The sequence below is a fragment of the Acrocarpospora phusangensis genome, from assembly GCF_016862995.1.
Lineage (GTDB): Bacteria > Actinomycetota > Actinomycetes > Streptosporangiales > Streptosporangiaceae > Acrocarpospora > Acrocarpospora phusangensis.
In genome coordinates this window covers 18,587-44,286 of sequence record NZ_BOOA01000039.1, presented here as the reverse complement: position 1 = coordinate 44,286, position 25,700 = coordinate 18,587, and the positions used below count along the sequence as shown (strand labels likewise).

Annotated in this window: 24 protein-coding genes; 21 read left to right on the top strand and 3 right to left on the bottom strand. The window is 72.4% G+C overall.

Features of this window, described 5'->3' with window-relative positions:
- Positions 1 to 46: 46 nt before the first annotated feature.
- Together Aph01nite_RS23160 and Aph01nite_RS23155 are read left to right on the top strand one after the other, a co-directional pair.
- The gene (locus Aph01nite_RS23160) at positions 47 to 802 is read left to right on the top strand and encodes a FadR/GntR family transcriptional regulator (RefSeq protein WP_204043058.1); all 756 of its coding nucleotides are present in this window, start codon (positions 47 to 49) and stop codon (positions 800 to 802) included.
- Positions 803 to 1,549, top strand: coding sequence for a cache domain-containing protein (locus Aph01nite_RS23155; RefSeq protein ID WP_204043057.1), 747 nt, complete (start codon positions 803 to 805; stop codon positions 1,547 to 1,549).
- Here the strand turns inward: Aph01nite_RS23155 and Aph01nite_RS23150 are convergent.
- A complete protein-coding gene (locus Aph01nite_RS23150; RefSeq protein ID WP_204043056.1) occupies positions 1,532 to 2,683 on the bottom strand; it encodes a helix-turn-helix domain-containing protein in 1,152 nt (383 codons plus the stop codon). The genes Aph01nite_RS23155 and Aph01nite_RS23150 overlap by 18 nt on opposite strands.
- A 118-nt stretch (positions 2,684 to 2,801) precedes the next feature.
- Between Aph01nite_RS23150 and Aph01nite_RS23145 the strand changes: the two genes are divergently transcribed.
- The 15 genes from Aph01nite_RS23145 (at position 2,802) to Aph01nite_RS23075 (ending at position 14,908) form a co-directional block, all read left to right on the top strand.
- A complete protein-coding gene (locus Aph01nite_RS23145; RefSeq protein ID WP_204043055.1) occupies positions 2,802 to 3,374 on the top strand; it encodes a hypothetical protein in 573 nt (190 codons plus the stop codon).
- Positions 3,367 to 5,040, top strand: coding sequence for a ThiF family adenylyltransferase (locus Aph01nite_RS23140; RefSeq protein WP_204043054.1), 1,674 nt, complete (start codon positions 3,367 to 3,369; stop codon positions 5,038 to 5,040). Before Aph01nite_RS23145 ends, Aph01nite_RS23140 begins: the two co-directional genes overlap by 8 nt.
- 14 nt (positions 5,041 to 5,054) lie before the next feature.
- On the top strand, positions 5,055 to 5,402 hold the full coding sequence (hisI, locus tag Aph01nite_RS23135) for a phosphoribosyl-AMP cyclohydrolase (protein ID WP_204043053.1): 348 nt from the start codon (positions 5,055 to 5,057) through the stop codon (positions 5,400 to 5,402).
- The gene (locus Aph01nite_RS23130; protein ID WP_204043052.1) at positions 5,399 to 5,941 is read left to right on the top strand and encodes a Trp biosynthesis-associated membrane protein; all 543 of its coding nucleotides are present in this window, start codon (positions 5,399 to 5,401) and stop codon (positions 5,939 to 5,941) included. Before hisI ends, Aph01nite_RS23130 begins: the two co-directional genes overlap by 4 nt.
- Before the next feature lie 117 nt (positions 5,942 to 6,058).
- Positions 6,059 to 6,625: a DUF4190 domain-containing protein gene (locus Aph01nite_RS23125; RefSeq protein ID WP_204043051.1), complete on the top strand. Its 567-nt coding sequence runs from the start codon at positions 6,059 to 6,061 to the stop codon at positions 6,623 to 6,625.
- A 38-nt stretch (positions 6,626 to 6,663) separates the two neighbouring features.
- Positions 6,664 to 7,068 (top strand): DUF2752 domain-containing protein, encoded by a 405-nt coding sequence (locus Aph01nite_RS23120; RefSeq protein WP_204043050.1) that lies wholly within the window; start codon positions 6,664 to 6,666, stop codon positions 7,066 to 7,068.
- Positions 7,069 to 7,186: 118 nt separating this feature from the next.
- The gene (trpC, locus tag Aph01nite_RS23115; RefSeq protein ID WP_204043049.1) at positions 7,187 to 8,008 is read left to right on the top strand and encodes an indole-3-glycerol phosphate synthase TrpC; all 822 of its coding nucleotides are present in this window, start codon (positions 7,187 to 7,189) and stop codon (positions 8,006 to 8,008) included.
- Positions 8,005 to 9,258 (top strand): tryptophan synthase subunit beta, encoded by a 1,254-nt coding sequence (gene trpB, locus Aph01nite_RS23110; protein ID WP_204043048.1) that lies wholly within the window; start codon positions 8,005 to 8,007, stop codon positions 9,256 to 9,258. The genes trpC and trpB overlap by 4 nt, the downstream gene beginning before the upstream one ends.
- Before the next feature lie 16 nt (positions 9,259 to 9,274).
- On the top strand, positions 9,275 to 10,072 hold the full coding sequence (trpA, locus tag Aph01nite_RS23105; RefSeq protein ID WP_204043047.1) for a tryptophan synthase subunit alpha: 798 nt from the start codon (positions 9,275 to 9,277) through the stop codon (positions 10,070 to 10,072).
- 237 nt (positions 10,073 to 10,309) lie between these two features.
- Positions 10,310 to 10,804, top strand: coding sequence for a MauE/DoxX family redox-associated membrane protein (locus Aph01nite_RS23100; RefSeq protein ID WP_204043046.1), 495 nt, complete (start codon positions 10,310 to 10,312; stop codon positions 10,802 to 10,804).
- Positions 10,801 to 11,553, top strand: coding sequence for a DsbA family protein (locus Aph01nite_RS23095; protein ID WP_204043045.1), 753 nt, complete (start codon positions 10,801 to 10,803; stop codon positions 11,551 to 11,553). Before Aph01nite_RS23100 ends, Aph01nite_RS23095 begins: the two co-directional genes overlap by 4 nt.
- An 84-nt stretch (positions 11,554 to 11,637) precedes the next feature.
- Positions 11,638 to 12,654 carry a prolipoprotein diacylglyceryl transferase gene (gene lgt / locus Aph01nite_RS23090; RefSeq protein ID WP_204043044.1) on the top strand — a complete coding sequence of 339 codons (1,017 nt, stop codon included), beginning with the start codon at positions 11,638 to 11,640 and terminating at the stop codon, positions 12,652 to 12,654.
- On the top strand, positions 12,651 to 13,358 hold the full coding sequence (locus tag Aph01nite_RS23085) for a VIT1/CCC1 transporter family protein (RefSeq protein WP_204043043.1): 708 nt from the start codon (positions 12,651 to 12,653) through the stop codon (positions 13,356 to 13,358). Before lgt ends, Aph01nite_RS23085 begins: the two co-directional genes overlap by 4 nt.
- Entirely contained in the window at positions 13,355 to 14,227 is an 873-nt protein-coding gene (locus Aph01nite_RS23080; RefSeq protein ID WP_204043042.1) for a hypothetical protein, read from the top strand. The genes Aph01nite_RS23085 and Aph01nite_RS23080 overlap by 4 nt, the downstream gene beginning before the upstream one ends.
- Before the next feature lie 96 nt (positions 14,228 to 14,323).
- Entirely contained in the window at positions 14,324 to 14,908 is a 585-nt protein-coding gene (locus tag Aph01nite_RS23075) for a hypothetical protein (RefSeq protein WP_204043041.1), read from the top strand.
- Here Aph01nite_RS23075 and Aph01nite_RS42225 read toward each other — a convergent pair.
- Positions 14,868 to 16,142, bottom strand: a complete 1,275-nt coding sequence (locus Aph01nite_RS42225; protein ID WP_275419275.1) for a bis-aminopropyl spermidine synthase family protein — start codon at positions 16,140 to 16,142, stop codon at positions 14,868 to 14,870. The genes Aph01nite_RS23075 and Aph01nite_RS42225 overlap by 41 nt on opposite strands.
- Before the next feature lie 442 nt (positions 16,143 to 16,584).
- On the opposite strand from Aph01nite_RS42225, the gene gltB reads away from it, so the two are divergent.
- From gltB to Aph01nite_RS23050, 4 genes are all read left to right on the top strand, one after another.
- Positions 16,585 to 21,093, top strand: a complete 4,509-nt coding sequence (gene gltB, locus Aph01nite_RS23065) for a glutamate synthase large subunit (RefSeq protein ID WP_204043039.1) — start codon at positions 16,585 to 16,587, stop codon at positions 21,091 to 21,093.
- 12 nt (positions 21,094 to 21,105) lie between these two features.
- Positions 21,106 to 22,572 carry a glutamate synthase subunit beta gene (locus Aph01nite_RS23060; RefSeq protein WP_204043038.1) on the top strand — a complete coding sequence of 489 codons (1,467 nt, stop codon included), beginning with the start codon at positions 21,106 to 21,108 and terminating at the stop codon, positions 22,570 to 22,572.
- 135 nt (positions 22,573 to 22,707) lie between these two features.
- On the top strand, positions 22,708 to 24,384 hold the full coding sequence (locus tag Aph01nite_RS23055) for a S8 family peptidase (protein WP_239161897.1): 1,677 nt from the start codon (positions 22,708 to 22,710) through the stop codon (positions 24,382 to 24,384).
- 70 nt (positions 24,385 to 24,454) lie between these two features.
- The gene (locus Aph01nite_RS23050) at positions 24,455 to 24,829 is read left to right on the top strand and encodes a DUF2784 domain-containing protein (protein WP_204043037.1); all 375 of its coding nucleotides are present in this window, start codon (positions 24,455 to 24,457) and stop codon (positions 24,827 to 24,829) included.
- Here Aph01nite_RS23050 and Aph01nite_RS23045 read toward each other — a convergent pair.
- Positions 24,796 to 25,530: a hypothetical protein gene (locus Aph01nite_RS23045; RefSeq protein WP_204043036.1), complete on the bottom strand. Its 735-nt coding sequence runs from the start codon at positions 25,528 to 25,530 to the stop codon at positions 24,796 to 24,798. The genes Aph01nite_RS23050 and Aph01nite_RS23045 overlap by 34 nt on opposite strands.
- Positions 25,531 to 25,700: the final 170 nt, after the last annotated feature.

Below are 25,700 nucleotides of genomic sequence, written 5' to 3'. Positions count from 1 at the left end.
CACGATCCGGTATCACTGGGGTTAACGGGGCGACGGAGGGAGCCAGATGGAATCGGCCCGGCTGGCCGTCTTCGCGCCGGTGGACAGCACCGCCCGGGTGGAGGCGGTGGTCCGCCGTCTCACCGACGCGATCTCCCTCGGCCTGCTGGCCGACGGCGAGCAGCTGCCCAGCGAGGCCGAGCTCGCCGCGCGGCTCGGCGTCTCCACGGTCACCCTGAGGGAGGCCCTGATGGCCCTGCGCCAGCAGGGCATGGTGGAGACCCGCCGCGGCAGGGGCGGCGGCAGCTTCGTCCGCCTGCCCTCCGGCCTCGACCCCGGCGCCCTGCTGCGCGGGTACGCGGCGGAGGAACTGCGCGACCTCGGCGACCACTACGCGGCCATCGCCGGAGCCGCGGCCCGGCTGGCCGCCCAGCGCGCGCTCCCCTCCGACCTGGCCCCGCTGCTGCGCTCCATGAACGAGATGAACGAGCTGGCCGGGACGACCGGGACGACCGGGGCCGAGCAGGACGGCCGGCTGCGCCGCCTGGAGGGCCGCTTCCACGTCGAGATCGCCGCCGCCTCGCAGTCCGCGCGACTCACTCAGGAGGAGATCCGGTTACAGGCTGACATCGGAGGCTTGCTGTGGCTTTCCCGGGACGAGCACCATGAGATGGCGAAAAGGCACCTGCTCGACCAGCATCGGGCCATCGTCGAGGCCATCCTGGCGGGCGCGGGCGACCAGGCCAGGGAGCTCGCCGAACGCCACGTGCTGGACGCGGTTGACCACCTCATCGAGCTTCGGCTGCGGCTCCAGGAGGAGTAGATGACCGATCTTCGGGCCGAGAGTCCCGCCGTCGACCGGGTGGACGCGGCCGCCCACCGCGTCGCCGAGGTCGCCGGCGAGGTCTTCGCCTCCCTCCGCGGGGTCCGCGCCGCCACCGCCACCGCCGTCGCCTCCGTACGGCGTAGCGGCCGGGCCCCCGTCGCCGCCGACCTGGCCCCCCTGCGCCCGCTGCTGTGGAGCCGCCTGGACCCCGGCCGCCTGGGCGCGCTCATCGCCGGGATCGGCTTCATCGCCGCGCCGGGCCTGCTCGCGGACGCGGCCTGGTACCTGGAGTGGTGGCAGGAGAACCCGCCGGGCCGGCCGGTCCAGCTGCTGCGCGACCTCGATCCGGCCAGCAGCGCCTTCTACGACTACACCCACTGGGACTGGTACACCGGACCGCTGGCCGGGGCCGAGCACACCATCTGCGGCCCGTACGTCGACTATCTCTGCACCGACGAGTACAGCCTCACGCTGTCCGTCCCGGTGACCGTGGCGGGCGCGTTCGTCGGCGTGGCCGCGGCCGACGTGTTCGTCCGCCGCTTCGAGGCCGCCGTGGACCCCGCCCTGCGCGAGATCCCCGCCCCCGCGCTGCTGACCAACGCCGAGGGCCGCGTGGTGGCCTCCAACACCGCGCGCTGGATCGCCGGCTCCGCCTACCGGGGCGCGCCCGGCTTCACCGCCCACCCGATCGGGGACCTGCCGTTCGCGCTGGTGGCGGCGGACGTGCTATCCGGCGAGCGGTAACCCGCGCATGGCGGCGGCGATCTCGGCCCGCAGGCCGCGCGCGAGCACGTTCCGCGACCACCCGGCCAGCTCGCCGGAGAGTTCGCGCAGCTCGGCGTACGCGCCCGCGGACCGGGTCCGGCCGACCAGGCCGAGCGCGTCGTGCGTCGCCTGATGGGCGGAGGCCAGGCGGCCGGCCCGTAGGTAGGCCCGGGCCAGGCGGGCCGTGAGCAGGCCCTGGGCGCGCAGTCCCTCCGGGTGCACGGTGGCCAGAGCGCCCTCCAGCAGCGGGGCCGACTCGGCGGCGCGGCCCAGGTCGTACAGGCACCAGCCGCGGGCGGCGGAGCCCAGGTCGCCGACGGTGGTCGGGCCGATCAGGCCGGTCTCCGGGGCGGCGGCGAGGAATCCCGTCGCCTCGGCGAGGGCGGCCTCGCAGGCGCGCTCGTCGCCGTACAGGGCGCGGCCGTAGGCCTCGGTGTGGGCGGCCAGCGCCAGCACGCGGCGGGACAGGCCGGGGCGGCGGCGGACCCTGGCCGCCAGCTCGGCCGCGCCGAGGTGGTCGTGGGCCAGCATCAGCTCGGCCCGCCGGACCGTCGCGTACGCGCTGAGGTCCCGGTCGCCGAACAGGTCGGCCAGCCGGATGGTCTCCTTGAGCCAGCTGAGCGCGAGCCCCGGGCGGCCGGACTCCTGGGCCAGCCAGCTGGCGTACTCGGCGTAGTAGGCGGGCAGCGCGCCGATGTCGCCCATCTCCGCCAGCAGCTCGAACTCGGTGGAGACCATCGGGAGCACGGCGGCGGCGGCCAGGCGGCGGCCCATGCTGCGCAGCCCCCGGATGACCTCCTCCAGGGACGGGAGCAGGATCTCCGGCGGGTAGCGCGGGCCGGGGACGCGCGCCGGCGCGCGGGCGGCGGTGTCGTAGCCGGCGGCCATCTTGGCGCGGGTGCGGTCGGCGCGGGCCACCGCGACGAGCATGCCGCCCGCGCGCAGGATCTCGTCGCACCGGGCGGCCACGCCCTCGCCGGGCCTGGCCTTGCCGCTCTCGATCTTGCTCAGGGTGCCCTTGTGGCAGGGCACGGCGGCCGCGAGCTGGGAGAGGGACAGCCCGGCCGCCTCGCGACGCCGCCGCAGCTCGGGCCCGAACTCATCGATAGCCACTGTCGGCCCCCGTGTCTGGTTTCCGGGAGTTGTCTATCCCCAAGACAACCCCGCAACCCCTCTTTAACTATCCCTGACTATATCAAGATTGTCGTATCCCAGTAGAAGGAGATAAATCGTGGCCAATGCTCCGGACCTCAACGAACTCCGGCGGATCATTCAGGACGCCCAGCAGGCCGGGCCGTCCAGGGACCGCGCCTCCGAGGAGGTCAGCGTGGGCAGGGAGGGCGAGATCTACACCGGCGACGCGCCCGGCGACCAGCCGCTCTCCACCGTGCAGCTGGGCACCTTCGCCTCGCCCTCCGCGCGCGCGGCCGAACTCCGCACCCGGATCGACCAGCGGTTCGCCGCCGGCCACATGCCGCGCAACACCGTCTTCGTGAACCGGCCGGACGCCCGCGGCTGGTGCTACTCCATCAAGTCGGCCATGGGCCGGGTCTACACGATGTTCGCCTACTACGACGGCCGCCAGTACCAGGTCAACCTGCTCGACCCGCAGCTCCAGGGCCACGTCGGCGCGCACCAGGGCCACCTCTACCCGGACGGCCGGATCTGCCTCAGCGACGGCGGGCGCGGCGGCCAGCCCACGCTGGAGAAGGCCTACTCCAAGTCGGTGCTCTGGGCCACCGGGATGGACGTCGTCCTGGCCGGATACAGCTTCCCGTTCTCCGTCAACAACCTCGATGACTGACCCGGCCGTGCGGATCGCCGACTACGTCCTGGACCGCGTCGCCGCCACGCTCGGCGCCACGGCCCCGGAACAGGGCGGCGCGCTGCTCGGCGTGCCCGGCGCCGACGTCGTCACCCTGTTCCTGCACGACGAGTCGGCCGAGGTCACCTCGGTGCTCTACCACAACAGCGACCGGCTGATCGAGGAGATCGGCCGGGTCGAGCGGGGCACCGCGGCGCGGTTCAAGGGGATCGCGCACTCCCATCCGGGCGGCATGGCCACGCCGTCCGGGCAGGACCGCGCCGAGTTCGCCCGGTCGCTGGCGCTCAACCCCGCGCTGACCCGCTACCTGGCGCCGATCGTCACCCACGACGCGGACACGCCCCTGGAGGGGCACGAACTGGCGCTGGACGGCTGCCGGATCTCGTTCTTCGGGGCCACCCGGACGGAGTCGGGGCCGAGGGTCGCGCCCGTGCGGCCGGTCGTGCTGCCGATCCGGCGGAGCCTGACCCGCGCCGGTTTCACCGGGGAGGGCGACCCGGCCCTGGTGACCGTGGACGGCACGCCCATGCTGGGCGTCACCGGCGAGATCGAAGGGCTCGGCCCGGTCGCCGTCCTGTTCGGCGCGGACTATCCCGCCGCCGCGCCGCTCGTCGTCGCCGGGGGCGTCGGCCCGGTGCCGCTCCGCTGGGATCTGTCCGTCCCCGCCGCCGACCGCCTCGCCCGCGCCGTACGGCGTCCGCCCGCGCGGGTCCCGTTGCAGGCGCGGAGCGCGGGACTGCTCTCCCCGGTCCTGGCCGAGCGGCGGGTGCTGGTCGCCGGGGCCGGGTCGGTGGGGTCGTACCTGGCGGAGGTCCTGGCCAGGGCGGGCGTGGGGGCGTTCACGCTGGTGGACCCGGAGACCGTGGCGGCCGAGAACCTGGGCAGGTCGGCGTACCGGGTGGCCGACGTGGGCGCGCCGAAGACCGAGGCCCTGGCCCGGCTGGTACGGGCGATCAACCCGGCCTGCCGGGTGGACGGGCGTACGGCGGCGCTGCACGAACTGCCCGCCGGGGAACTCGCCGCGCTGGTCGCGGAGGCCGACCTGGTCGTCGCGGCCACCGACGACAACGCCGCGCAGGCCCGCCTGGACCACCTCGCCTACTGGTACGGCAAGCCCGCCGTCTTCCCCGCCCTCTACCGGGGCGCCGAGGGCGGTGAGGTCGTCATGGTGGCCGACGGACTGCCCTGCTGGGGCTGCTGCGCCGGAAGCGTACGGGCGGCGACCGCGCGGGAGGACTCCCCGCACCGGCGGACCGACTACGGCACCGGACGGCTGGTCGCCGAGCCCGGCCTGCTGACCGACATCCACCACGTCTGCTCGGTGGCGGGCAAGCTGGCGCTCGGGCTGCTCCATCCCGAGTCGGAGGACGTGGCGGCCAGGCGCTTCGCCGACCAGGTGCGGGAGCGCGGCGCCAGCTACGCGGTCTTCGCCAACCGGCCCGGTTACTGGATCTTCCCGGCGCTGCTGGGCGACGCCTTCGGGCAGCACGCGTACCAGAGCGTCTGGCTGGTGCCGAGCCGGGACGCGGACTGCCCGGTGTGCGGCGACCCCGCGGGCCGGACCGATCCGGCCGCCCATCCGGTCGCGTTCGCGGCGACAGACCTGCTCGCGGCGTACGAAAGCGCTGGTCCGGGCCCGGGATGAGGCAGAATGACGGCATGCCCTTGGACCCGAAGATCGCCGGCCGGTTGAAGCGCACCCGCGACGGCCTGGTGCCCGCCGTAGTCCAGCAGCACGACACCGGCGAGGTGCTCATGCTGGCCTGGATGGACGACGAGGCGCTGCACCGCACCCTCAGCACGGGCCGGGCGACCTACTGGTCGCGGAGCCGGGGGGAGTACTGGGTGAAGGGCGACACCTCGGGCCACGTGCAGTGGGTCAAGCACGCCGCCCTGGACTGCGACGGCGACACGATCCTGCTCCAGGTGGACCAGGTCGGCGCGGCCTGCCACACCGGCGACCGGACCTGCTTCGACGCGGACCCGCTGGAAGTGACCCTCTCGTGAACCCCGCCCGGCGGGCCGTCACGCTCTGGCTGACCGTCTGCGCGGCCGGCGGCGGGCTCACGCTGCTGGCCGCCGGCCGGGACTGGGCCGTGCTTACCTCCGCCGCCACCGTCCCGAGTCCGTCCGCCCTGACCCTGACCGGCGGCGAAGTCGCCGCCTCGCTGACCCCGGTGGCGCTGGCCGGGCTGGCCGGGGCCGTCGCGGTGCTCGCCGCCCGCGGCGTGTGGCGCTCGGTCCTGGCCGGTCTCGTCGCCCTCTGCGGCGCGGCCGTCGTGCTGGCGTCCCTGCGGGCCTGGGGCGGCGACCTCGCGCCCGGCGGCTCCGCCGCGGCGACCGCGGAGCTCACCTTCTGGCCGCTCGCCGCCGTCGCCGGGGGCGCGCTGCTGGTCCTGGCCGGTCTGTACGCCGCCGCCCGCGCCACCCGGTGGGCCGCCCCCGCGCGCGGAAGCCGTACGCCGATGAGGGCATCCGGAGAGCGAGAGTTGTGGGACGCTCTGGACGCGGGACTGGACCCGACCGTCTCCGACGAGCATCGTTGACAGGCGGGCACGCCTGGTCACAACTTGTCCACACATTGAGCGTAACCCCCTAGTAATACGTGCAAATCGCTAGGCTGCCGCCCGCACCTCTCACGATGACCGCTAGGAGTCATTCACATGAGTTACGGGAACCAGCCGGGCGACACCGGGGAGCACGGCGGCCAGCCCGGCTACGGGCAGCAGCCCGGCTACGGGGGACAGCCCGGTTACGGGGATCAGGGGTACGGCAGCCAGCAGCCCGGCTACGGCCAGCCCGGTTACGGCCAGCAGCCCGGCTACGACCCGTACGGCCAGCCGCAGCCCGGCTACACCCAGCCCAGCGGCTACGACGCCTACCAGCAGCCCGGCTACCAGCAGTCCTACGCCCAGCCCGGCTACCAGCAGGGCTACGGCTACCCTCCGCAGCGCCCCACCAACGGCCTGGCGGTCGCGTCCCTGGTGATGGGCATCGTCGGCCTGCTGCTCTGCGGCGTCACCAGCATCCTGGGCGCGATCTTCGGGCACATCGCGATGGCGCGGATCAAGGAGAGCGGCGAGGAGGGGCGCGGCATGGCCGTGGCCGGCCTGGTCACCTCCTACATCACGATCGCGCTCTGGGTCATCCTCTGGCTGGCGTTCGGCGCCGCCATCCTGGCCCTGATCGGCATCGCCGAGGCGGTCCCCTCGTCCGACTTCAACTACTGATCGCGGCTCCGCCGGGCGGGCCCGGCTAGGCTGCCCTGATGAAGACGGTGACGCGCCGCCGGCTCGCGCCCGCGGCGGTGGCGGCGGTCACGCTGGCGGCCACCGGATACGTCGCGGCCGTCGACCCGAACGCGCCCGGGCACTACCCGGTCTGCCCGTTCCTCGCGGTCAGCGGGTTCTACTGCCCCGGCTGCGGCACCCTGCGCGCCGTGCACGCCCTGGCGCACGGCGACCCGCTGGCCGCCCTGGACCTCAACCCGCTGTTCACGCTGACCGCGCCCGTGCTGGTCTACCTGTGGGCGCGCTGGGCCCTCGCGGCCTGGACCGGAAGGCGGATGAGCACGGTCCTGGCCAGGCCAGTCTTCGCCTGGGGGTTCGTGGCCGCGGCCCTGCTCTTCTGGGTCGCGCGCAATCTTCCCGCCGGGCGAATTCTCGCGCCGTGACGCACCCGGTGGCCGGGCGCGGCCGGGAGGGCCGATACCATCGGCAGGGCAGGGCGGGGTGCGCGCGGAGAGCACGCGCGGTCCCGCGAGCGCAGTCAATCGGAGGGACCCGGAGTTCGTGAGCGTTCTCGACGAGATCATCGAAGGGGTCCGGGAGGACCTCGCCGAACGGCAGAAGACCGTGTCGATCGACGAGCTCAAGCAGCGCGCCGGACGAGCGCCGGCCCCCCGCGACGCGCGCGCGGCGCTGGCCGGCGACCGGGTCTCGGTGATCGCCGAGGTGAAGCGGTCCAGCCCGTCCAAGGGCGCGCTCGCGGCCATCGCCGACCCGGCCGCGCTGGCCGCCGACTACGAGGCCGGCGGCGCGCACGTGATCAGCGTGCTCACCGAGCGCCGCAGGTTCGGCGGCAGCCTCGCCGACCTGGCCGCCGTGCGGGCCCGGGTGGACGTGCCCATCCTGCGCAAGGACTTCATCGTCAGCTCCTACCAGCTCTGGGAGGCGCGCGCCTACGGCGCGGACCTGGCGCTGCTCATGGTCGTCTCGCTGGAGCAGGAGGCCCTGGTCTCGCTGATCGAGCGGGCCGAGTCCATCGGGCTGACCCCGCTGGTCGAGGTACACACCGAGGAAGAGCTTGAACGGGCCGTGGCCGCGGGCGCTAAGATCATCGGGGTGAACGCGCGCGACCTGAGGACGCTCCAGGTGGACCGGGACGTCTTCGCCAAGCTGGCCCCGAAGATCCCGGACGGGATCATCAAGATCGCGGAGTCCGGTGTGCGCGGCCCGCACGACCTGCTGGCCTACGCCCGCGCCGGCGCCGACGCGGTGCTGGTGGGGGAGAGCCTGGTCACCGGCAAGGACCCGAGGGCCGCGGTCAACGACCTGGTCACCGCGGGCGCGCACCCGTCATCCCGGCAGGAACGGCAGCAGGAGAAGCCATGACCGAACCCGTGACCGAACCCGTGACCGGACCCGAGGACACCGTCCTCCAGCCCGGCGACCTGGTCGGCGGCGACGCCGTGACCGGTGGCAAGTTCGGCGTGTTCGGCGGGCGGTACGTGCCGGAGGCGCTCATCCCGGCCCTGGACGAGGTGGCCGCCGTCTACGAGAAGGCCAGGACGGAGACCGCGTTCATCCGCGAGTTCGACCACCTGCTCCGGACGTACGCGGGACGTCCCACCACCCTCACCGAGGTGCCCAAGTTCGGCGCCGAGGCGGGCGGGGCGAGGATCGTGCTCAAGCGCGAGGACCTCACCCACACCGGCGCCCACAAGATCAACAACGTGCTCGGCCAGGCGCTGCTGACCAAGCGGCTCGGCAAGACCCGGGTCATCGCCGAGACCGGCGCGGGCCAGCACGGCGTCGCCACCGCCACCGCGGCCGCCCTGATGGGCCTGGAGTGCGTCATCTACATGGGCGCGGTGGACTGCGAGCGGCAGGCCCTCAACGTGGCCAGGATGAAGCTGCTCGGCGCGACCGTGGTGCCCGTCACCAACGGCAGCCAGACCCTCAAGGACGCCATCAACGAGGCGTTCCGCGACTGGGTCACCAACGTGGACAGCACCCACTACCTGTTCGGGACCGTGGCGGGGCCGTACCCGTTCCCGGGGATCGTCAGGGACTTCGCCCGGATCATCGGGGTGGAGGCGCGCCGCCAGATCCTCAAGCTCACCGGCGCGCTGCCCGACGCCGTCTGCGCGGCCGTCGGCGGCGGCTCCAACGCGATCGGCATCTTCCACGCCTTCCTCGGCGACGAGACGGTCGCCCTGCACGGCTACGAGGCCGGCGGCCGGGGCCTGGAGACGGGCGAGCACGCGCTCACCCTCACCGCGGGCACCGTCGGCGTGCTGCACGGCTCCCGCACCTACGTGCTGCAGGACGAGGAGGGCCAGACCATCGAGTCGCACTCGATCTCGGCCGGTCTGGACTACCCGGGCGTCGGGCCCGAGCACGCCTGGCTCAAGGACAGCGGGCGGGCCGCCTACCACGGCATCACCGACGCCGAGGCCATGGACGCGTTCGCGCTGCTGGCCCGCACCGAGGGCATCATCCCGGCCATCGAGTCCTCGCACGCGCTGGCCGGCGCGCTCAAGCTGGGCCGCGAGCTGGGGTCCGGGGCGACCATCCTGGTGAACCTGTCCGGCCGGGGCGACAAGGACATGGGCACCGCCATGAAGTACTTCAACCTCTAGGCTCCAGGGCGCTGATATGACATCTCTTGCCGCGGTCTTCGAGAAGGCCCGATCCGAGGACCGCGCCGCGCTGGTGGGCTACCTGCCCGCCGGGTTCCCGACCAAGGAGGGGGCCGTCGCCGCCGCCTCCGCCATGGTGGACGCGGGCTGCGACGTGATCGAGATCGGCCTGCCGTACTCGGATCCGCTGATGGACGGGCCGACCATCCAGGACGCGGTGCACCGGTCGCTGACCAACGGCACCCGGATCGCCGACGTGATGCGGACCGTCGAGGGCGTGGCCAGGACGGGCGCGGCCACCCTGGTCATGACCTACTGGAACCCCATCGACCAGTACGGCGCGGAGCGCTTCGCCCGGGACCTGGCCGACGCGGGCGGGGTGGGCACGATCACGCCCGACCTGACGCCGGAAGAGGCCGGGCCGTGGCGGGAGGCCAGCCGGTCCGCGGGCATCGACACCGTGTTCCTGGTCGCGCCCAGCTCCACCGAGGAGCGCATCGGCATCGTCGCGGACTGCTGCACCGGCTTCGTCTACGCCGCCTCGCTGATGGGCGTGACCGGCGCCCGCGAGTCGGTCGGGGCCGCCGCCGAGGGCCTGGTCAAGCGGACCAAGGCGCACACCGCGCTGCCGGTCTGCGTGGGCCTCGGGGTCGGCAACGGCGCCCAGGCGGCCGAGGTGGCCGCGTACGCGGACGGCGTGATCGTCGGCTCCGCCTTCATCCGGCGCCTGCTGGACGCCCCCGACGAGGCCGCCGGCCTGTTCGCGGTGCGCGAGCTCGCCGCCGAGCTCGCGGCGGGTGTGCGCCGCCGCTGATCCATCCGCTCGTGCCACGGCCGGCCCCCACAGGGGGTCGGCCGTTTTGTCCTTTTTGAGGTATTATGCGGGGTTCACTCGCGGCTTACTCAGCTCTTATCGAGTCCGTGGTGAGCTTGGTCCAATAGGTTTCGTGGGCGGTGGCCGCCCCGGCCGCCAGTAGAAGGAGTTCCTCACGTGGCAGCGGAAGTTCCTGCTCCCCGATGGTCACTCTCCGCTGATGTAGCGGTACCCTGGGTGACGACCTTCGCCAGGCTCATGCTCGGCGGCGTGCTCATCGCCGCGGGCTGGCTCAAGATCGGCGCCCCTGCCCTCTCGGTGCAGGCGGTCAAGGCGTACGAGCTGCTGCCGGGCGGGGTCGCCACGGCCGTGGGTTACGGCCTGCCCATCCTGGAGATCGTCCTCGGAGCGCTGCTTGTCCTGGGCCTGCTCACCCGTGTCTCGGCCGTCGTGGCCGGGCTGCTCATGCTCGCCTTCGTGGCCGGCATCGCCTCGGCGTGGGCGCGGGGGCTGCGCATCGACTGCGGCTGCTTCGGCGGCGACGGCACGCTCGCGGCCGGCCAGGACCCCGGCTACCTCACGGAGATGCTCCGCGACGGCGGGCTCGTGCTGTGCGCGGCCTGGGCCGCCCGCTTCCCGCCCGGCCGGCTGGCCCTCGACTCCGTCCTGGGCCTGGCCGACCGGCCCGGCCATCACGACCTGCACGATCACGACGAGGGGAACGATTCATGAGCAAGGGTGCGCGGGAAGCGTCGGCACGCGATCGCATCGCGGCGCAGCGGGCCGCCGAACGCAAGCGGGACCGGCGTAAACGCCTGGTCACCATCAGCGTCGTCGGCGTGGTCGCCGTGGCCGCCATCGGTTTCGGCTCCTGGTACGCGGCGACCCAGGACACGGCGGAGCAGCCCGCGCTGGCCCTGCCCCCGGCCACCGTGAACGGCGACGGCACGGTCACCCTGGCCAAGGCCGGGGTGACCGCGCCGGTGCTGGACGTCTACGAGGACTTCCAGTGCCCGGCCTGCAAGGCGCTGGAGGACAGCAGCGGCAGCACGATCAAGAACCTGGCCGCCGAGGGCAAGGCCAAGGTCGTCTACCACCCGCTGACGATCTTCCGGCAGGAGCCGACCAGGTCCAACTCGCTGCGGGCCGGCGCGGCCGCCCGCTGCATCGCCGACGGCAAGCACTGGATGGCCTTCCACGACAAGCTGTTCGCGAACCAGCCGAGCGAGACCGTCGAGGGTTTCGCCCTCAACGACCTGGTGGCCTGGGGCGAGGAGTCCGGCGTCACCGACTCCGCCTTCCCGACCTGCGTGACCTCGCAGAAGCACGCGCAGGCGCAGGCCGACCAGTCCGTCGAGGTGCTGCGGAAACAGAACATCGGCGGCACCCCCGAGCTGAAGCTGGACGGCGTGGCGCTGCCCAACGAGACCGCGTTCGTGCCCGCCAAGCTGCGGGAAGCCGTCACGGCGGCGGGCAAGTGAGCGGGCCCGCGGGGAGTGGCTGTGACAGGTCCTTTACGATCGTCCGTACCCGAGTGCCTCACGGACGCGGTAGCGTCCTGTGACATGCCCCTCGCCTACATCCCCAGCCCGTCTCAGGGGGTCTGGAACCTCGGACCGATCCCCATCCGGGCCTACGCTCTGTGCATCGTGCTCGGTGTCGTCGTCGCCGTCTGGCTCGGCGAGCGCCGCTGGCGGGCCCGTGGCGGCCAGCCCGGCACCATCACCGACCTGGCCGTCTGGGCCGTGCCCTTCGGCCTGGTCGGCGGCCGGCTCTACCACGTCATCACCGACTGGCAGCTGTACTTCGGGGCCGACGCCCCGAACCGGCCGATCGACGCGCTCTACATCTGGAAGGGCGGTCTCGGCATCTGGGGCGCCATCGCCCTCGGCGGTGTCGGCGTGTGGATCGCCTGCCGGCGGCGCGGCATCTCCCTGACGGCGGTGGCCGACGCGCTCGCGCCCGGCATCGCCATCGCCCAGGGCATCGGCCGCTGGGGCAACTACTTCAACCAGGAGCTGTTCGGCAGCCCCTGCGACTACGCCTGGTGCCTGGAGATCGACCCGGGCCGCCCCGGCACCGTCCCCGGCGCGGCCACCTACCACCCGACGTTCCTCTACGAGTCGCTCTGGGACTTCGCGCTCGCGGGCGTGCTGATCCTGCTCGGCTCCCGCTTCGCGCTCCGCCACGGCCGCCTCTTCGCGCTGTACGTCGCGGGCTACACCATCGGCCGGTTCTGGATCGAGGGCCTGCGGGTGGACCCGGCGCACGAGATCCTCGGCCTGCGGCTGAACCAGTGGACCTCGGTCGTCATCCTGGTGGGCGCGCTCGCGTACTTCTGGCTGACCAGGAACAAGGACACCGAGGAGATCATCGTCCCGGCCGGCGGGGACGGGGACCACGATCCCGCCCACGGCCCGGAGCAGGCCGAGGCCGCCGAGGTCGCCTCCGCCGAGGAGGAGCCCGCGGTGCCGGACTCGGCGGAATCCCCCGAATCCGATGATCCCGACGATCCCGATGACGGGAAAGCCACGTCCAAAGCCGCCTCCGGAGTCTCGGGGGAGGAGGCAGGCGGCAGATGACCGGTCCGGCCGCGGAGGCGCACCACTCGCACCGCGACGTCACCGGGGGCTGGCTCCGTCCCGCCGTGTTCGGCGTGATGGACGGCCTGGTGTCGAACTTCGCGCTCATCGCGGGTGTCGCGGGGGGCACCGCCAACACCAAGGTCATCTCCCTGGCGGGGGTGGCGGGGCTGGCGGCGGGCGCGTTCTCCATGGCCGGAGGCGAGTACGTGTCGGTGGCCAGCCAACGTGAGCTGGCCCAGGCCGAGATCGCGGTCGAGCGCCGCGAGCTGGCCCGCCATCCCGAGGACGAGCAGGACGAATTGGCTCAGGTTTACATCAGCCGCGGCGTCGATCCGGCGCTCGCGGCCGAGGTCGCGCGGCAGATCTCCCGCGACCCGGTGCAGGCGCTGGAGGTGCACGCCCAGAACGAGCTGGGTGTGTCCCCCGGCGACCTCCCCTCACCCGTCACGGCGGCGGTGTCGTCGTTCCTGGCGTTCGCCGTGGGCGCGGCGGTGCCGCTGGCGCCGTACCTGGCGGGCGTGCGCGGGCTGTGGGTCTCGGCCGCGCTGGCCATGGTCGCGCTGTTCGGCGCGGGCGTGCTGGTCTCCCGGGTGACCGCCCGCACCTGGTGGTTCAGCGGGCTGCGCCAGCTCACGGTCGGGGCGGTCGCGGCCGCGCTGACCTGGGGTCTCGGCTCGATCGTCGGAGCCAGCGGCATATGAGCGCCCGCAAACGACGTCCGGCGGCCACGCAGGACCGCTGGAGCGAGTCCCGCCTGGCCGAACTCGGCCTCACGCCCGTGCAGCAGAAGGTCCTGCTGGGGCTCGGCGGCGTGGCCGCGTTCCTGGTCGTGGCCCTGCTGCTGAGCCTGGCCGTGGACGGCATCAACGGCACCGCCGCCGCGCCCACCTCGATCTCCGCCGGTTCCGCCCTCGGCCAGGCCAGGCCCGCCGAGTACCAGTCCTGGCCGTCCCTCAAGCAGTTCGCCCCCATCGCCGACCGCAAGGCGGACGCGAAACCCCTCACCGCCGAAGAGATCTTCTCCACCCGGACCCTCAGATCGGGACGGCAGGCCCTGCGCCTCACCCAGCGCAAGCTGGACGGCGCCTGCGCCGACGCCCTCTGGGGCCAGGAGCTGATCGAGCAGGTGACCGCCGCCGGCTGCACCCAGGCGGTCCGCGGCCTGTTCGTCACCACCAAGACCACGGGCACCGCCAGCCCCTCCGCCACCCCGACTGCCACGGGATCTCCCGAGCCCCCGCCCCGCGTCACCTACGTCGCGCAGTACACCCTGCTCAACCTGCGGGACGCCGAGGCCGCCAACTCCCTGGTCACCAACCTGGAGGCCCTCCACCGCGGCGGCTGGACCCTGCCCCTCAAGCCCGAGCAGGCCGCCTTCCCCGGCTACTCCGAGGCCAGCGGCCACGCCATGGGCCACTACGTCGGCCTCGTCTGGGTGGCCCGCGCCGACGGCGCCGAACCCGAGCCCTCCGACGACTTCGTCACCGTCAACCTCACCGTCCGCGAAGCCGAGAAGGCCGTCTACCGCCGCGTCGTCGCCGCCACCGGAGGCGCGACGCCCACCGGCTGACCGCAAGCCTGGCGCCAGGCGAGCACGATCCCGCCCGGGGGAATCCCGCGAGTCCCTGACCGTGCCGGGGCCGTGGTTTCAGTAGGATCTGGCGTCATGCGGTGGGCCGGGGTGATCGTGGCGGGGGCGTGTCTCCTCGTGGCGTGCTCCGGGCCGGCCGGGGATCCGCGGCCGAAGGTGTTCCGCGCCGAGTCGTCCTCGGCGATCTACGAGGCGATCGTGTCCCGCGAGGTGGATCCCGAGCCGCTGGCGGCGGACGAGGTCTTCGCCAAGGAGGAACTGAGCTTCGGCGCGGTGAAGATGCGGCGCGGGCGGCCGTCGGTCTCGGCCAACTGCGCGGAGGCGGTCTGGGGGAGCCCGCCGTTGCAGGGGTGCACGCAGGTGCTGCGGGCCGTCTACAGCGCGGACGGGGTCTCCGGTCAGTTCGCGATCTTCAATCTGCCGGACTCCGGGGCGGCCGACCGGCTGGTGCAGGCGTTCCGGCAGGACGCGTTCCTGCGGCCCGCGCCCGGCCAGCCCGCGATCGACGGCGGTTCCGCGCAGGGCCGCGCGCTCGGGCACTACGCCGTGGTGAGCTGGGTGGCCGCGGTCGGCGACGAGAAGCCGGACCTCACCGACCCGCTGCTGGCCGTGGACTCGGTCAGCCAGTTCCTCCAGACCCGTCTCCTGCGGGCCGGCTAGCGGCCGTCAGGGAGTCCGCCGCCGCGTGGGGCAGCGCGGCCAGGCGATGCGCCGGAAGCTCCAGGACGGTGGCGTCGGCCCAGCCGGGAACCAGCGCGCGGGCCTGCCGTTTGGTGAGGTCCCGGGCGGAGACGAGCGCCTCGCGCCAGGAGTTCGCGGCCTTGCCGTGCGCGTTGTCCAGGACTCTGCGCGCGATCCGGTCCGCTTCCCGCTCGGGCGTCTCCCGCCGTACGGCGTCGAGAACGGAACCCTCGGCGACCAGGTCGTACACGGGGGAGACCAGCTCGGCCAGGTCGGCGAGGCCGGCGGGCGGGGCGGCGAGCAGCACGCGGACCCGGCGGGCCCGGGCGGCGAGCAGCACCCGGGGGAGCACGGCCTCCAGCCCCGCCGGTACGGCCACCGCCACCCGCTCCGGATCGGCCGCGTACGGCTTCGCCAGCCACGTCGACAGCCGCACCCGGGGAACCCCCGGCAGCAGGTCACGCGGCCAGTCCCCGGCCAGCAACCCCGGAGCGAACTCCTCGATTCCTGCAAGACCCGGCAAATCTTCCCTCGATCGCGCGGACTCCACGGACTGCGGCCCCTGCGTGTAGATCGCCGTGGCCAGCCTGTCCACCCGGGACGCCACCGCGGGCCAGGTCTTCGTGGTGGGACGCAGCACATAGAGATCGGCGGCGCTGCCGATGGCCTCCGCCCCGTGATACCGGTTGAAGTCCGGAAACATCGCCTCGGTCAGCAAATTCAGGTCATAAAGCGCGTGCTGCACCTTCAACGCCAGCATCGGCGTCCGCTCCGAAGCCCCGTACGCCAGCAGGACGCGCCCCTGGTCGCGGTCCCGCAGCCCTTCGGCGGCGCGCGCCACGAACAGCCCCACACCCTCCGGCGTGTACGGCGGATCGGTGACCGCCAGATCCGCCCAGCCCCGCACCGACGGCGGCAGCCCAAGCCGCAGATCCGCCCAGAACGTGCGAATACCCAGTTCCTGGGCATCTACATACTGAAGGATCCGCTCGTCGATGTCGGCCACGGCCACCTCGGCCTCCGGATGGATCATCCGCACCGCCAGCGAGGTCAGATCGTGATCTCCGACACACAGCACCCGCGATCCCGGCAGCCAGAACCGCTCGCCGAGCAGCAGCGCCCGCCGCACCACGGTGTCGGCGGTGGCCGCCACGTGGTCGAGGGTGTGCCGGGCCCGGGGCGCCTTGGCGATCAACTCCTCGATTTGGGCCACCGTATCCCGATATATGTCCATAAGGTGAGACACGGGGTCCGAAATATCGGATTCGGTGCCAGTGTTGTAGTGTTTAGCCTGATCAGCTGGGATTCGGACGCGTTCGCCGCGGTGCTCAAGGGGGAGCTCGCGCAGGAGCGCCTCGATCGTCCGCCGCGACGTGGCGGTCTCCCGGACCAGATCGGCGAGTGCCCACCAGCGCCCATCCGCGAGGAGGGCGACCGCCCTACGGAGCCGCCTGCCATCCACTCCGGCCTGTGCGAACAGCTCGTCGATAGCCATAACCGCAAACCCTATCGGCGCACCACCGCCCGAGCATGTCGCGTGAATGCCCAGCTGGGACCATTCGCACCGGGTGGGGTAATCTCTACACACCACAACTGCAGCAGGGCCAGCGTCGTCCCTCTGTCTCCACGCAGAAGATGACGACGGGAGTGATTTCATGCCTGCTGCCCGCCTTGGCCGTCCTGGGGGCTTTCCCGAGCCCCAGGGCCTTTACGACCCCGCGAACGAGCACGACGCCTGTGGCGTCGCCATGGTGGCCGACGTCAACGGCCGCCGCAGCTACGACATCGTCGCGAAGGCCCTGGCCGCGCTCATCAACCTCGATCACCGGGGAGCGCGGGGGAGCGAACCGGAGACCGGAGACGGCGCCGGCATCCTGACCCAGATCCCGGACGCGCTGTTCCGGGCCGTCACCCCGTTCGCGCTGCCCCCGGCCGGGGCGTACGCGGCCGGGCTCGCCTTCCTGCCGCACGACGAGCAGGCCCGCGCCGTGGCCATGCGCATGATCGAGGAGATCGCGGCCGAGGAGAACGTGACCGTGCTCGGCTGGCGCGACGTCCCGGTGGACACCGCGCACTGCGGGCCGAGCGCCCGCGCCGTGATGCCGTCCTTCCGCCAGCTGTTCGTCTCCGCCGGCGAGCTGACCGGCATCGACCTGGACCGGGCCGCCTTCGCGTTCCGCAAGCGGGCCGAGCACGAGGTGGACGTCTACTTCGCCTCGCTGTCCAGCCGTACGGTCGTCTACAAGGGCATGCTGACCCCGCAGCAGGTCGAGCCGTTCTTCCCCGACCTGTCCGACGACCGGTACGTCACCGCGATCGCCCTGGTGCACTCGCGTTTCTCCACCAACACGTTCCCGTCGTGGCCGCTGTCCCACCCGTACCGGTACATCGCGCACAACGGCGAGATCAACACCGTCAAGGGCAACCGCAACTGGATGCGGGCGCGGGAGGCCATGCTCGCCACCGGGCTCATCCCCGGCGACCTGGAGCGGCTGTTCCCCATCTGCGACCCGGACGCCTCCGACACCGCCTCCTTCGACGAGACGCTGGAGCTGCTGCACCTGGGCGGCCGGTCGCTGCCGCACGCGGTGCTGATGATGATCCCGGAGGCGTGGGAGAACCACACCGAGATGGACCCGGCGCGGCGCGCCTTCTACGAGTTCCACTCCACCCTCATGGAGGCCTGGGACGGCCCCGCGTCGATCTCCTTCTCCGACGGCACCCTGGTCGGCGCGGTCCTGGACCGCAACGGCCTGCGCCCGGGGCGGTTCTACGTGACCGACGACGGCCTGGTCGTGCTCGCCTCCGAGGCGGGCGTGCTGGCCGACATCGAGCCCGAGCGGGTCATCCGCAAGGGCCGTCTCCAGCCCGGCAAGATGTTCCTGGTCGACACCGCGCGCGGCCGGATCATCGAGGACGACGAGATCAAGGCCGACCTGGCCGCCGCCGAGCCGTACGGGGAGTGGCTGCACGCCGGGCTGGTGCGCTTCGAGGAGCTGCCCGAGCGCGAGCACGAGCACCCCACCCACGAGGCGCTGGTGAAGCGGCAGCAGACTTTCGGCTACACCGAGGAGGAGCTGCGGATCATCCTCACCCCGATGGCGGTCACCGGGGGCGAGCCGCTCGGCTCGATGGGCACCGACTCGCCGGTGGCCGTGCTGAGCGAGAAGCCGCGGCTGCTGTTCGACTACTTCAGCCAGCTGTTCGCGCAGGTCACCAACCCGCCGCTGGACGCCATCCGGGAGGAGCTGGTCACCTCCCTGCAGTCCACGATCGGTCCCGAGGGCAACCTGCTGGACCCGGGGGCGGCGTCCTGCCGCCGGCTGGTCCTGCCGTACCCGGTGATCGACAACGACGAGCTGGCCAAGATCGTCCACATCAACGACGAGGGCGCGCTGCCGGGCTTCCAGCCGCACGTCGTCTCCGGCCTGTTCCACGTGGGCGGCGGCGGGGACGCGCTGCTGCGCCGGCTGCGGGAGATCCGCGAGGAGGTCTCCCAGGCCATCGCGGACGGGGCCAGGATCATCGTGCTGTCCGACCGCGGCTCCTCCGCGGAGAAGGCGCCGATCCCGTCGCTGCTGCTCACCGGCGCGGTCCACCACCACCTGATCAGGGAGAAGTCCCGCACCCGGGTGGGCCTGGTGATCGAGACCGGCGAGGCCCGCGAGTGCCACCACATGGCCCTGCTCATCGGGTACGGCGCGAGCGCCATCAACCCCTACCTCGCCATCGAGACCGTCGAGGACATGACCGCCACCGGCATGCTCTCGATCGACCCGCGCAAGGCCGTCCGCAACCTGATCAAGGCGTACGGCAAGGGCGTGCTCAAGGTCATGTCCAAGATGGGCGTCTCCACGGTCGCCTCGTACACCGGCGCGCAGATCTTCGAGGCGCTCGGCCTCGGCCAGGACGTGATCGCCGAGTGCTTCACCGGCACCACCTCCCGGCTGGGCGGCGTCGGCTTCGACGTGCTGGCCGCGGAGGCCCAGCAGCGGCACCGCAGGGCGTACCCGCGGGCCGAGAACGCGCACCGGCGGCTGGAGGTGGGCGGCGAGTACCAGTGGCGGCGCGAGGGCGAACCGCACCTGTTCAACCCGACCACCGTCTTCAAGCTCCAGCACGCCACCAGGACCCGGCGCTACGAGATCTTCAAGGAGTACACCTCCCTGGTCGACGGCCAGGCCGAGACCCTGATGACGCTGCGCGGCCTGTTCAAGCTCCGCCCCGGCACGCCCGTGCCGATCGAGGAGGTCGAGCCGGTCGAGAGCATCGTGCGGCGCTTCTCCACCGGCGCGATGTCGTACGGCTCCATCTCGATGGAGGCGCACGAGACGCTGGCCGTCGCCATGAACCGGCTGGGCGCCAAGTCCAACACCGGTGAGGGTGGCGAGGACCCGGAGCGGCTGCACGACCCGGCCCGCCGTTCGGCGATCAAGCAGGTGGCCTCCGGCCGGTTCGGCGTGACCAGCGAGTACCTGGTCAACGCCGACGACCTGCAGATCAAGATGGCGCAGGGCGCCAAGCCCGGCGAGGGCGGCCAGCTGCCCGGCCACAAGGTCTACCCGTGGATCGCCAAGACCCGGCACTCCACGCCCGGCGTCGGCCTCATCTCGCCGCCGCCGCACCACGACATCTACTCCATCGAGGACCTGGCCCAGCTCATCCACGACCTGAAGAACTCCAACCCGCGGGCCCGCGTGCACGTCAAGCTGGTCGCCGAGGTCGGCGTCGGCACGGTCGCGGCGGGCGTCTCCAAGGCGCACGCCGACGTGGTGCTGATCTCCGGTCACGACGGCGGCACCGGCGCCTCCCCGCTCACCTCGCTCAAGCACGCGGGCGCGCCCTGGGAGCTCGGCCTGGCCGAGACCCAGCAGACGCTGCTGCTCAACGGCCTGCGGGACCGGATCGTGGTGCAGGCCGACGGCCAGCTCAAGACCGGCAGGGACGTCATCGTCGCCGCCCTGCTCGGCGCCGAGGAGTACGGCTTCGCCACCGCCCCGCTGGTGGTCTCCGGCTGCGTCATGATGCGCGTCTGCCACCTGGACACCTGCCCGGTCGGCGTGGCCACCCAGAACCCGGAGCTGCGCAAGCGCTTCACCGGCAAGCCCGAGTTCGTGGTCAACTTCTTCGAGTTCATCGCCGAGGAGGTCCGCGAGTACCTGGCCCAGCTGGGCTACCGCTCGCTGGACGAGATCATCGGTCACGCGGAGCTGCTGGACACCGACGCGGCCGTGGACCACTGGAAGGCGGCCGGGCTCGACCTGACCCCGATCCTCTACCAGCCGGAGCTGCCCGCGGGCACCCCGATGCACCAGATCGTGGGCCAGGACCACGGCCTGGACCGGGCGCTGGACAACACGCTCATCCAGCTGGCCGAGGGCGCGCTGGAGTTCGGCGAGCGGGTCACCCTGGAGCTGCCGATCCGGAACGTCAACCGGACCGTCGGCACCATGCTCGGCCACCACGTCACCCGCAGGTGGGGCGGCGCGGGCCTGCCGGACAACACCATCGACGTGTCGTTCACCGGCTCGGCCGGCAACTCCTTCGGCGCGTTCGTGCCGCGCGGCATCACCCTGCGGCTCACCGGCGACGCCAACGACTACGTGGGCAAGGGCCTGTCCGGTGGCCGGATCGCGGTCCGCCCGGCCAACGACCTGGACGGCCACATCATCGCCGGCAACGTCGGCCTCTACGGCGCGACCTCCGGCGAGGCGTTCATCCGGGGCGTGGTGGGGGAGCGCTTCTGCGTCCGCAACTCCGGCGCCACCGCCGTGGTGGAGGGCGTCGGCGACCACGGCTGCGAGTACATGACGGGCGGGCGGGCGGTCGTGCTCGGCCCGACCGGGCGCAACTTCGCGGCCGGCATGTCGGGCGGCATCGCGTACGTGCTGGATCTCAACCCGGTCCGGGTGAACCGGGAGATGGTGGAGATCGAGGCGCTCACCGACGAGGACTCCGACTTCCTCAGGGAGACCGTCGAGAAGCACCTGGCCGAGACCGGCTCGCCGGTGGCCAAGGCGCTGCTCACCGACTGGGACGCCGCGCTGGCCAGGTTCGGCAAGATCATGCCCATCGACTACAAGCGGGTGCTGCGCGCCCGCGCCGAGGCCGAGGCCGAGGGCCGGGACATCGACGAGGCCGTCATGGCCGCTTCGCACGGATGAGGGGGGACACTCATGGCTGACCCGAAGGGGTTTCTCACGCACGACCGCGAGCTGCCGCCGCGCCGGCCGGTGGACGTCCGGATCCGCGACTGGCGGGAGGTCTACGACGACTTCCCGGCCGAGAGGCTGACCAGGCAGGCCGCCCGCTGCATGGACTGCGGCATCCCGTTCTGCCACAACGGCTGCCCGCTCGGGAACCTCATCCCGGAGTGGAACGACCTGGTCTACCGGGACGACTGGCGGGAGGCGATCGAGCGGCTGCACGCCACCAACAACTTCCCTGAGTTCACCGGCAGGCTCTGCCCGGCGCCCTGTGAGGCCGCGTGCGTGCTCGGCATCAACGCCGACCCGGTCGCGATCAAGCGGGTCGAGGTGGAGATCATCGACCGGGCCTTCGCGGAGGGCTGGGTGACGCCGCAGCCGCCGCTCGCCCGTACCGGCAAGAGGGTGGCCGTGGTCGGCTCGGGCCCGGCCGGGCTCGCCGCCGCCCAGCAGCTCACCCGCGCCGGCCACGACGTGGTCGTGTTCGAGCGCGCCGACGCCATCGGCGGCCTGCTCAGGTACGGCATCCCCGAGTTCAAGATGGAGAAGCGCCACATCGACCGCCGGATGGAGCAGATGGCGGCCGAGGGCACCGAGTTCAGGACCGGCGTCAACGTCGGCGTGGACGTCACGGCCGCCGAGCTGCGGGCCGAGTTCGACGCGATCGTGCTGGCCGGCGGCGCCACCGCGTGGCGCGACCTGCCGGCGCCCGGCCGGGACGCCGAGGGCGTGCACCAGGCGATGGAGTACCTGCCGCCCGCCAACAAGGGCTTCGGGGACTCCACCGTCTCGGCGCGCGGCAAGCACGTCGTGGTGATCGGCGGCGGCGACACCGGCGCCGACTGCATCGGCACGGCGATCCGGCAGGGCGCGGCCTCGGTCACCCAGCTGGAGATCATGCCGATGCCGCCGGCCGACCGGCCCGGCTCCCAGCCGTGGCCGACCTACCCGATGCTGTTCAAGATGGAGAGCGCCCACGAGGAGCTGGCCGAACTGGGCGGCGACCGGGTGTACGCGGTGTCCACCACCGAGTTCGTCAAGGACGCGGAGGGCCGGCTGGCCGCGCTGCGGCTGGTCGACGTGGAGGGCCCCGCGACCGGGTTCAAGCCGGTGCCGGGGACCGAGCGGGAGATCCCGGCCCAGCTGGTCACGCTGGCGATGGGCTTCCTCGGCCCGGAGCAGGGCGGCCTGCTGTCCGAGCTGGCGGAACTGTCGGCCGGGGAGTTCTTCGACCCGCGCGGCAACGTGGCGCGCAACAAGACCTACCAGACGGGCGTGGACGGGGTGTTCGCGGCCGGGGACATGGGCCGCGGCCAGTCCCTGATCGTCTGGGCGATCGCGGAGGGCCGCTCGGCCGCCGCGGCCGTGGACGAGTACCTGACCGGCCAGACCGCCCTGCCGGTCGCCATCCCCCCGACCGCCCGTCCGCTGGTCTGATAGTTCCGGACGCATATGGCGTTCTGCCTTACGGCAGAGCGCCATATGCTTTTTTGCACATATCGTAAATACGCCGTTCCGCTTGCAAATGTCCGCAACGGGAAGAATGATCTTATTCCTGTGCGAGGAGGATCGTTGAGCGAGCAGCGGCGGGCGGCCCGGTTTCTGGCGCTCGGGATGTCGGCGGCACTGCTGGGTACGGCTCTCGCCTGGCTCCGGCCGGCGTCCGCGGCCAAGGATCCGGATCCACCCCGGGAGTACCTGGTCTTCTACGTCCCCGGCGGGAGGGACGCCGCCGCGCGGGCGGTGACCGCCTCCGGCGGGACGGTGACCGGCGAGGAGCCCAGGATCGGCTACCTGCTCGCCCGCACCGCCGACCCCGTCCGCGTGGACGCCAGCCCGGCCGTGGCCGCCGTGGCGAGCGACCGCAAGATCGGCGCGGCCACCCGGGCCGCCTGGTTCGACCCGGGCCCGCCCGGTGCCCCGCGACAGGCCCCCGCCGGGGAGAGCGGCACGGAGGCCAGGAAGATCCCGGCGAGCGAGCCGCTGGCCCGCCACCAGTGGGACATGCGGATGATCGGCGCCACGCCCGCCGGGTCGTACTCCCGGGAGCGCGGCAGTCACAAGGTGCTGGTCGGCGTGATCGACACCGGCATCGACGGCAAACACCCCGACATCGCCCCGAACTTCAACCGCAAGCTGAGCCGCAACTTCGTCACCGACATCCCGAAGGACCCCAACGGGGCGACCCTCGACGGCCCGTGCGAGTACAAGAGCTGCAAGGACCCCGCCGACGTGGACGACGACGGCCACGGCACGCACGTGGCCAGCACGATCGGCTCGCCGCTGAACGGCGTGGGCATCGGCGGCGTCGCGCCCGGCGTCTCCCTGGTCAACCTGCGGGCCGGCCACGACTCGGGCTTCTTCTTCCTCAAGCCCACCATGGACGCCCTCATGTACGCGGGCGACAAGGGCATCGACGTGGTCAACATGTCCTTCTACGTGGACCCGTGGATGTTCAACTGCGCCAGCAACCCGGCCGACACGCCCGCCCAGCAGCAGGAGCAGCGGGGCATCGTGGAGGGCATGAAGCGGGCGCTCGGCTACGCCCGCGCGCGCGGCGTGACCCTCGTCTCGGCCATCGGCAACAGCGGCCTGGACCTGGGCAAGATCACCGAGGACACGACCAGCCCGGACTACCCGGTCGGCGCCGAGCGCGAGCGCAAGGTCGACAACTCCTGCCTGAACGTGCCCACCGAGCTGGACGGCGTCATCTCCGTCACCTCGCTCGGCCCGAGCGGCCGCAAGGCGATCTACTCCGACTACGGCCTGGAGCAGGCCGACGTGGCGGCCCCCGGCGGCGACCTCCTCGACGGGGACACCCGGCTCAAGGCCTCGGCCAGGGAGATCCTGGCCGCCGCGCCCACCAAGGCGCTGCGCGCCCAGAAGCAGATCGACAAGCGCGGCCGGCCGCTGAGCCCCGCGGTGCTCAAGAGCTGCTCGCGCGGCAGGTGCGCCTACTACCAGTACCTGGAGGGCACCTCCATGGCGGCCCCGCACGTCACCGGCGTGGTGGCGCTGCTGGTCGCGCGGTTCGGCAAGCCGGGCCGGGGCGGCCTCCACCTGGACCCGGCGACCGCCGAGCGCCTGCTGTACGAGTCGGCCAAGCCGAAGGCGTGCCCGAAGCCCAGGGCGTACCAGTACTCGGTGAAGAACGTGCAGGTGTGCGAGGGCACGGTGAAGCGGAACGGGTTCTTCGGGCACGGGGTGGCCAACGCGTTCCGGGCGGTCACGCTACCCAAGAAGGCCTGAGCACCGCGCTGGGTACGCTCTGAGTAAGAGGGCGGATCCGCCGGGGACGCGCCCGGCTTAGCGTGGAATCATGTTTTACCGGGCTGTCTGGGAAGTCGCGATGGTCACGCACTTCGTCGTGATCGCGTACATCGCGCTGGGCGGGTTCCTCGCCTGGCGGTGGCCCCGCCTGATCTGGCCCCACCTCGGCTTCGCCGCCTGGGGTCTGGTGCAGATCACCGGGCTGGTCGAGTGCCCGCTCACCTGGCTGGAGAACTGGGGCCGCGCCCACGCGGGCGCGAACGGCCTGAAGCCGGGCGGATTCATCGACACCTACATCGAAGGCGTCGTCTACCCGGCCGAGTACGTCGGGCTGGTGCGCTGGCTCGTCATCGGCCTGATCGTGGTCTCCTGGGCCTGGGTCCTGCGCGCTCAGCTCGGCAGGCCGCAGAGATCCACGGCGTAGTCCCAGAACCGCTCCTGCACCGGCTTCGGCGGCACGACCTCCATCGTGTACGTCTCGCCGACCCCCGGCGGGGTGCCCCAGAGCGGGAACAGGTACGCCTGCTTCGCCTCCGCGAACGCGTGCGGGTCGCACCGCGACGAGGTCACCAGCACCGGGATCTCCAGGCTCGCCCCCGTGAGCACGGCGATCGGCTTGCGCTTCCCGGACGCCGGCTTCAGATCGAAGTGCGTGGTCGCCCCCACGTCGTCGACCGTGACCGGCTCGCCCCCGCCGCCCTTCCTGACCACGGACAGCACCCCGCGCAGCGAGTCGCCCTCCCGGGTCCACTCGGACCCGAACGACACCTCGATCGCCTGCTTCAGGATGAACTGAGCGCATTCCGTACGCACCAGCCGGGCCAGCAGCGGATCCCCGGCCGGCACCGGATACCTGACCTCACGCAGCGGCTCGTCGCCCACCCGGAGCTTCGCCACGATCACGGCGGGCTTGGGGGCCGGGATGGTCTTCGGGTCACACCGGGCCGGGCCGTATGGCACGGGGAAGTCGGTCCGGACGGTACGGCCGAGCGCCATGTCCACCCGTTTGGGAGGCATAGGCTCGAAGGAGTCGGACAACACCTGGAGTTCACTGAAATAGACGGGTGTCGTGGTCGTGTTGGTGACGGCCACCCGCACCCGGTGGACCGGGACATCGGAACGCAACTGCTGCAACGCAACCGAAACACCGGTTGGGGGCTCGGTTGATTCGGTAGCCTGTCCACCGCACGCGATGACGCTCAACAGCGTCGAGACGGCGGCTAACCTCCTGAAATGCCCCATAGCGGGTAAGGCTAGGACACCTAAGCGATCGCGTGAAGTCACTGACAATTAGG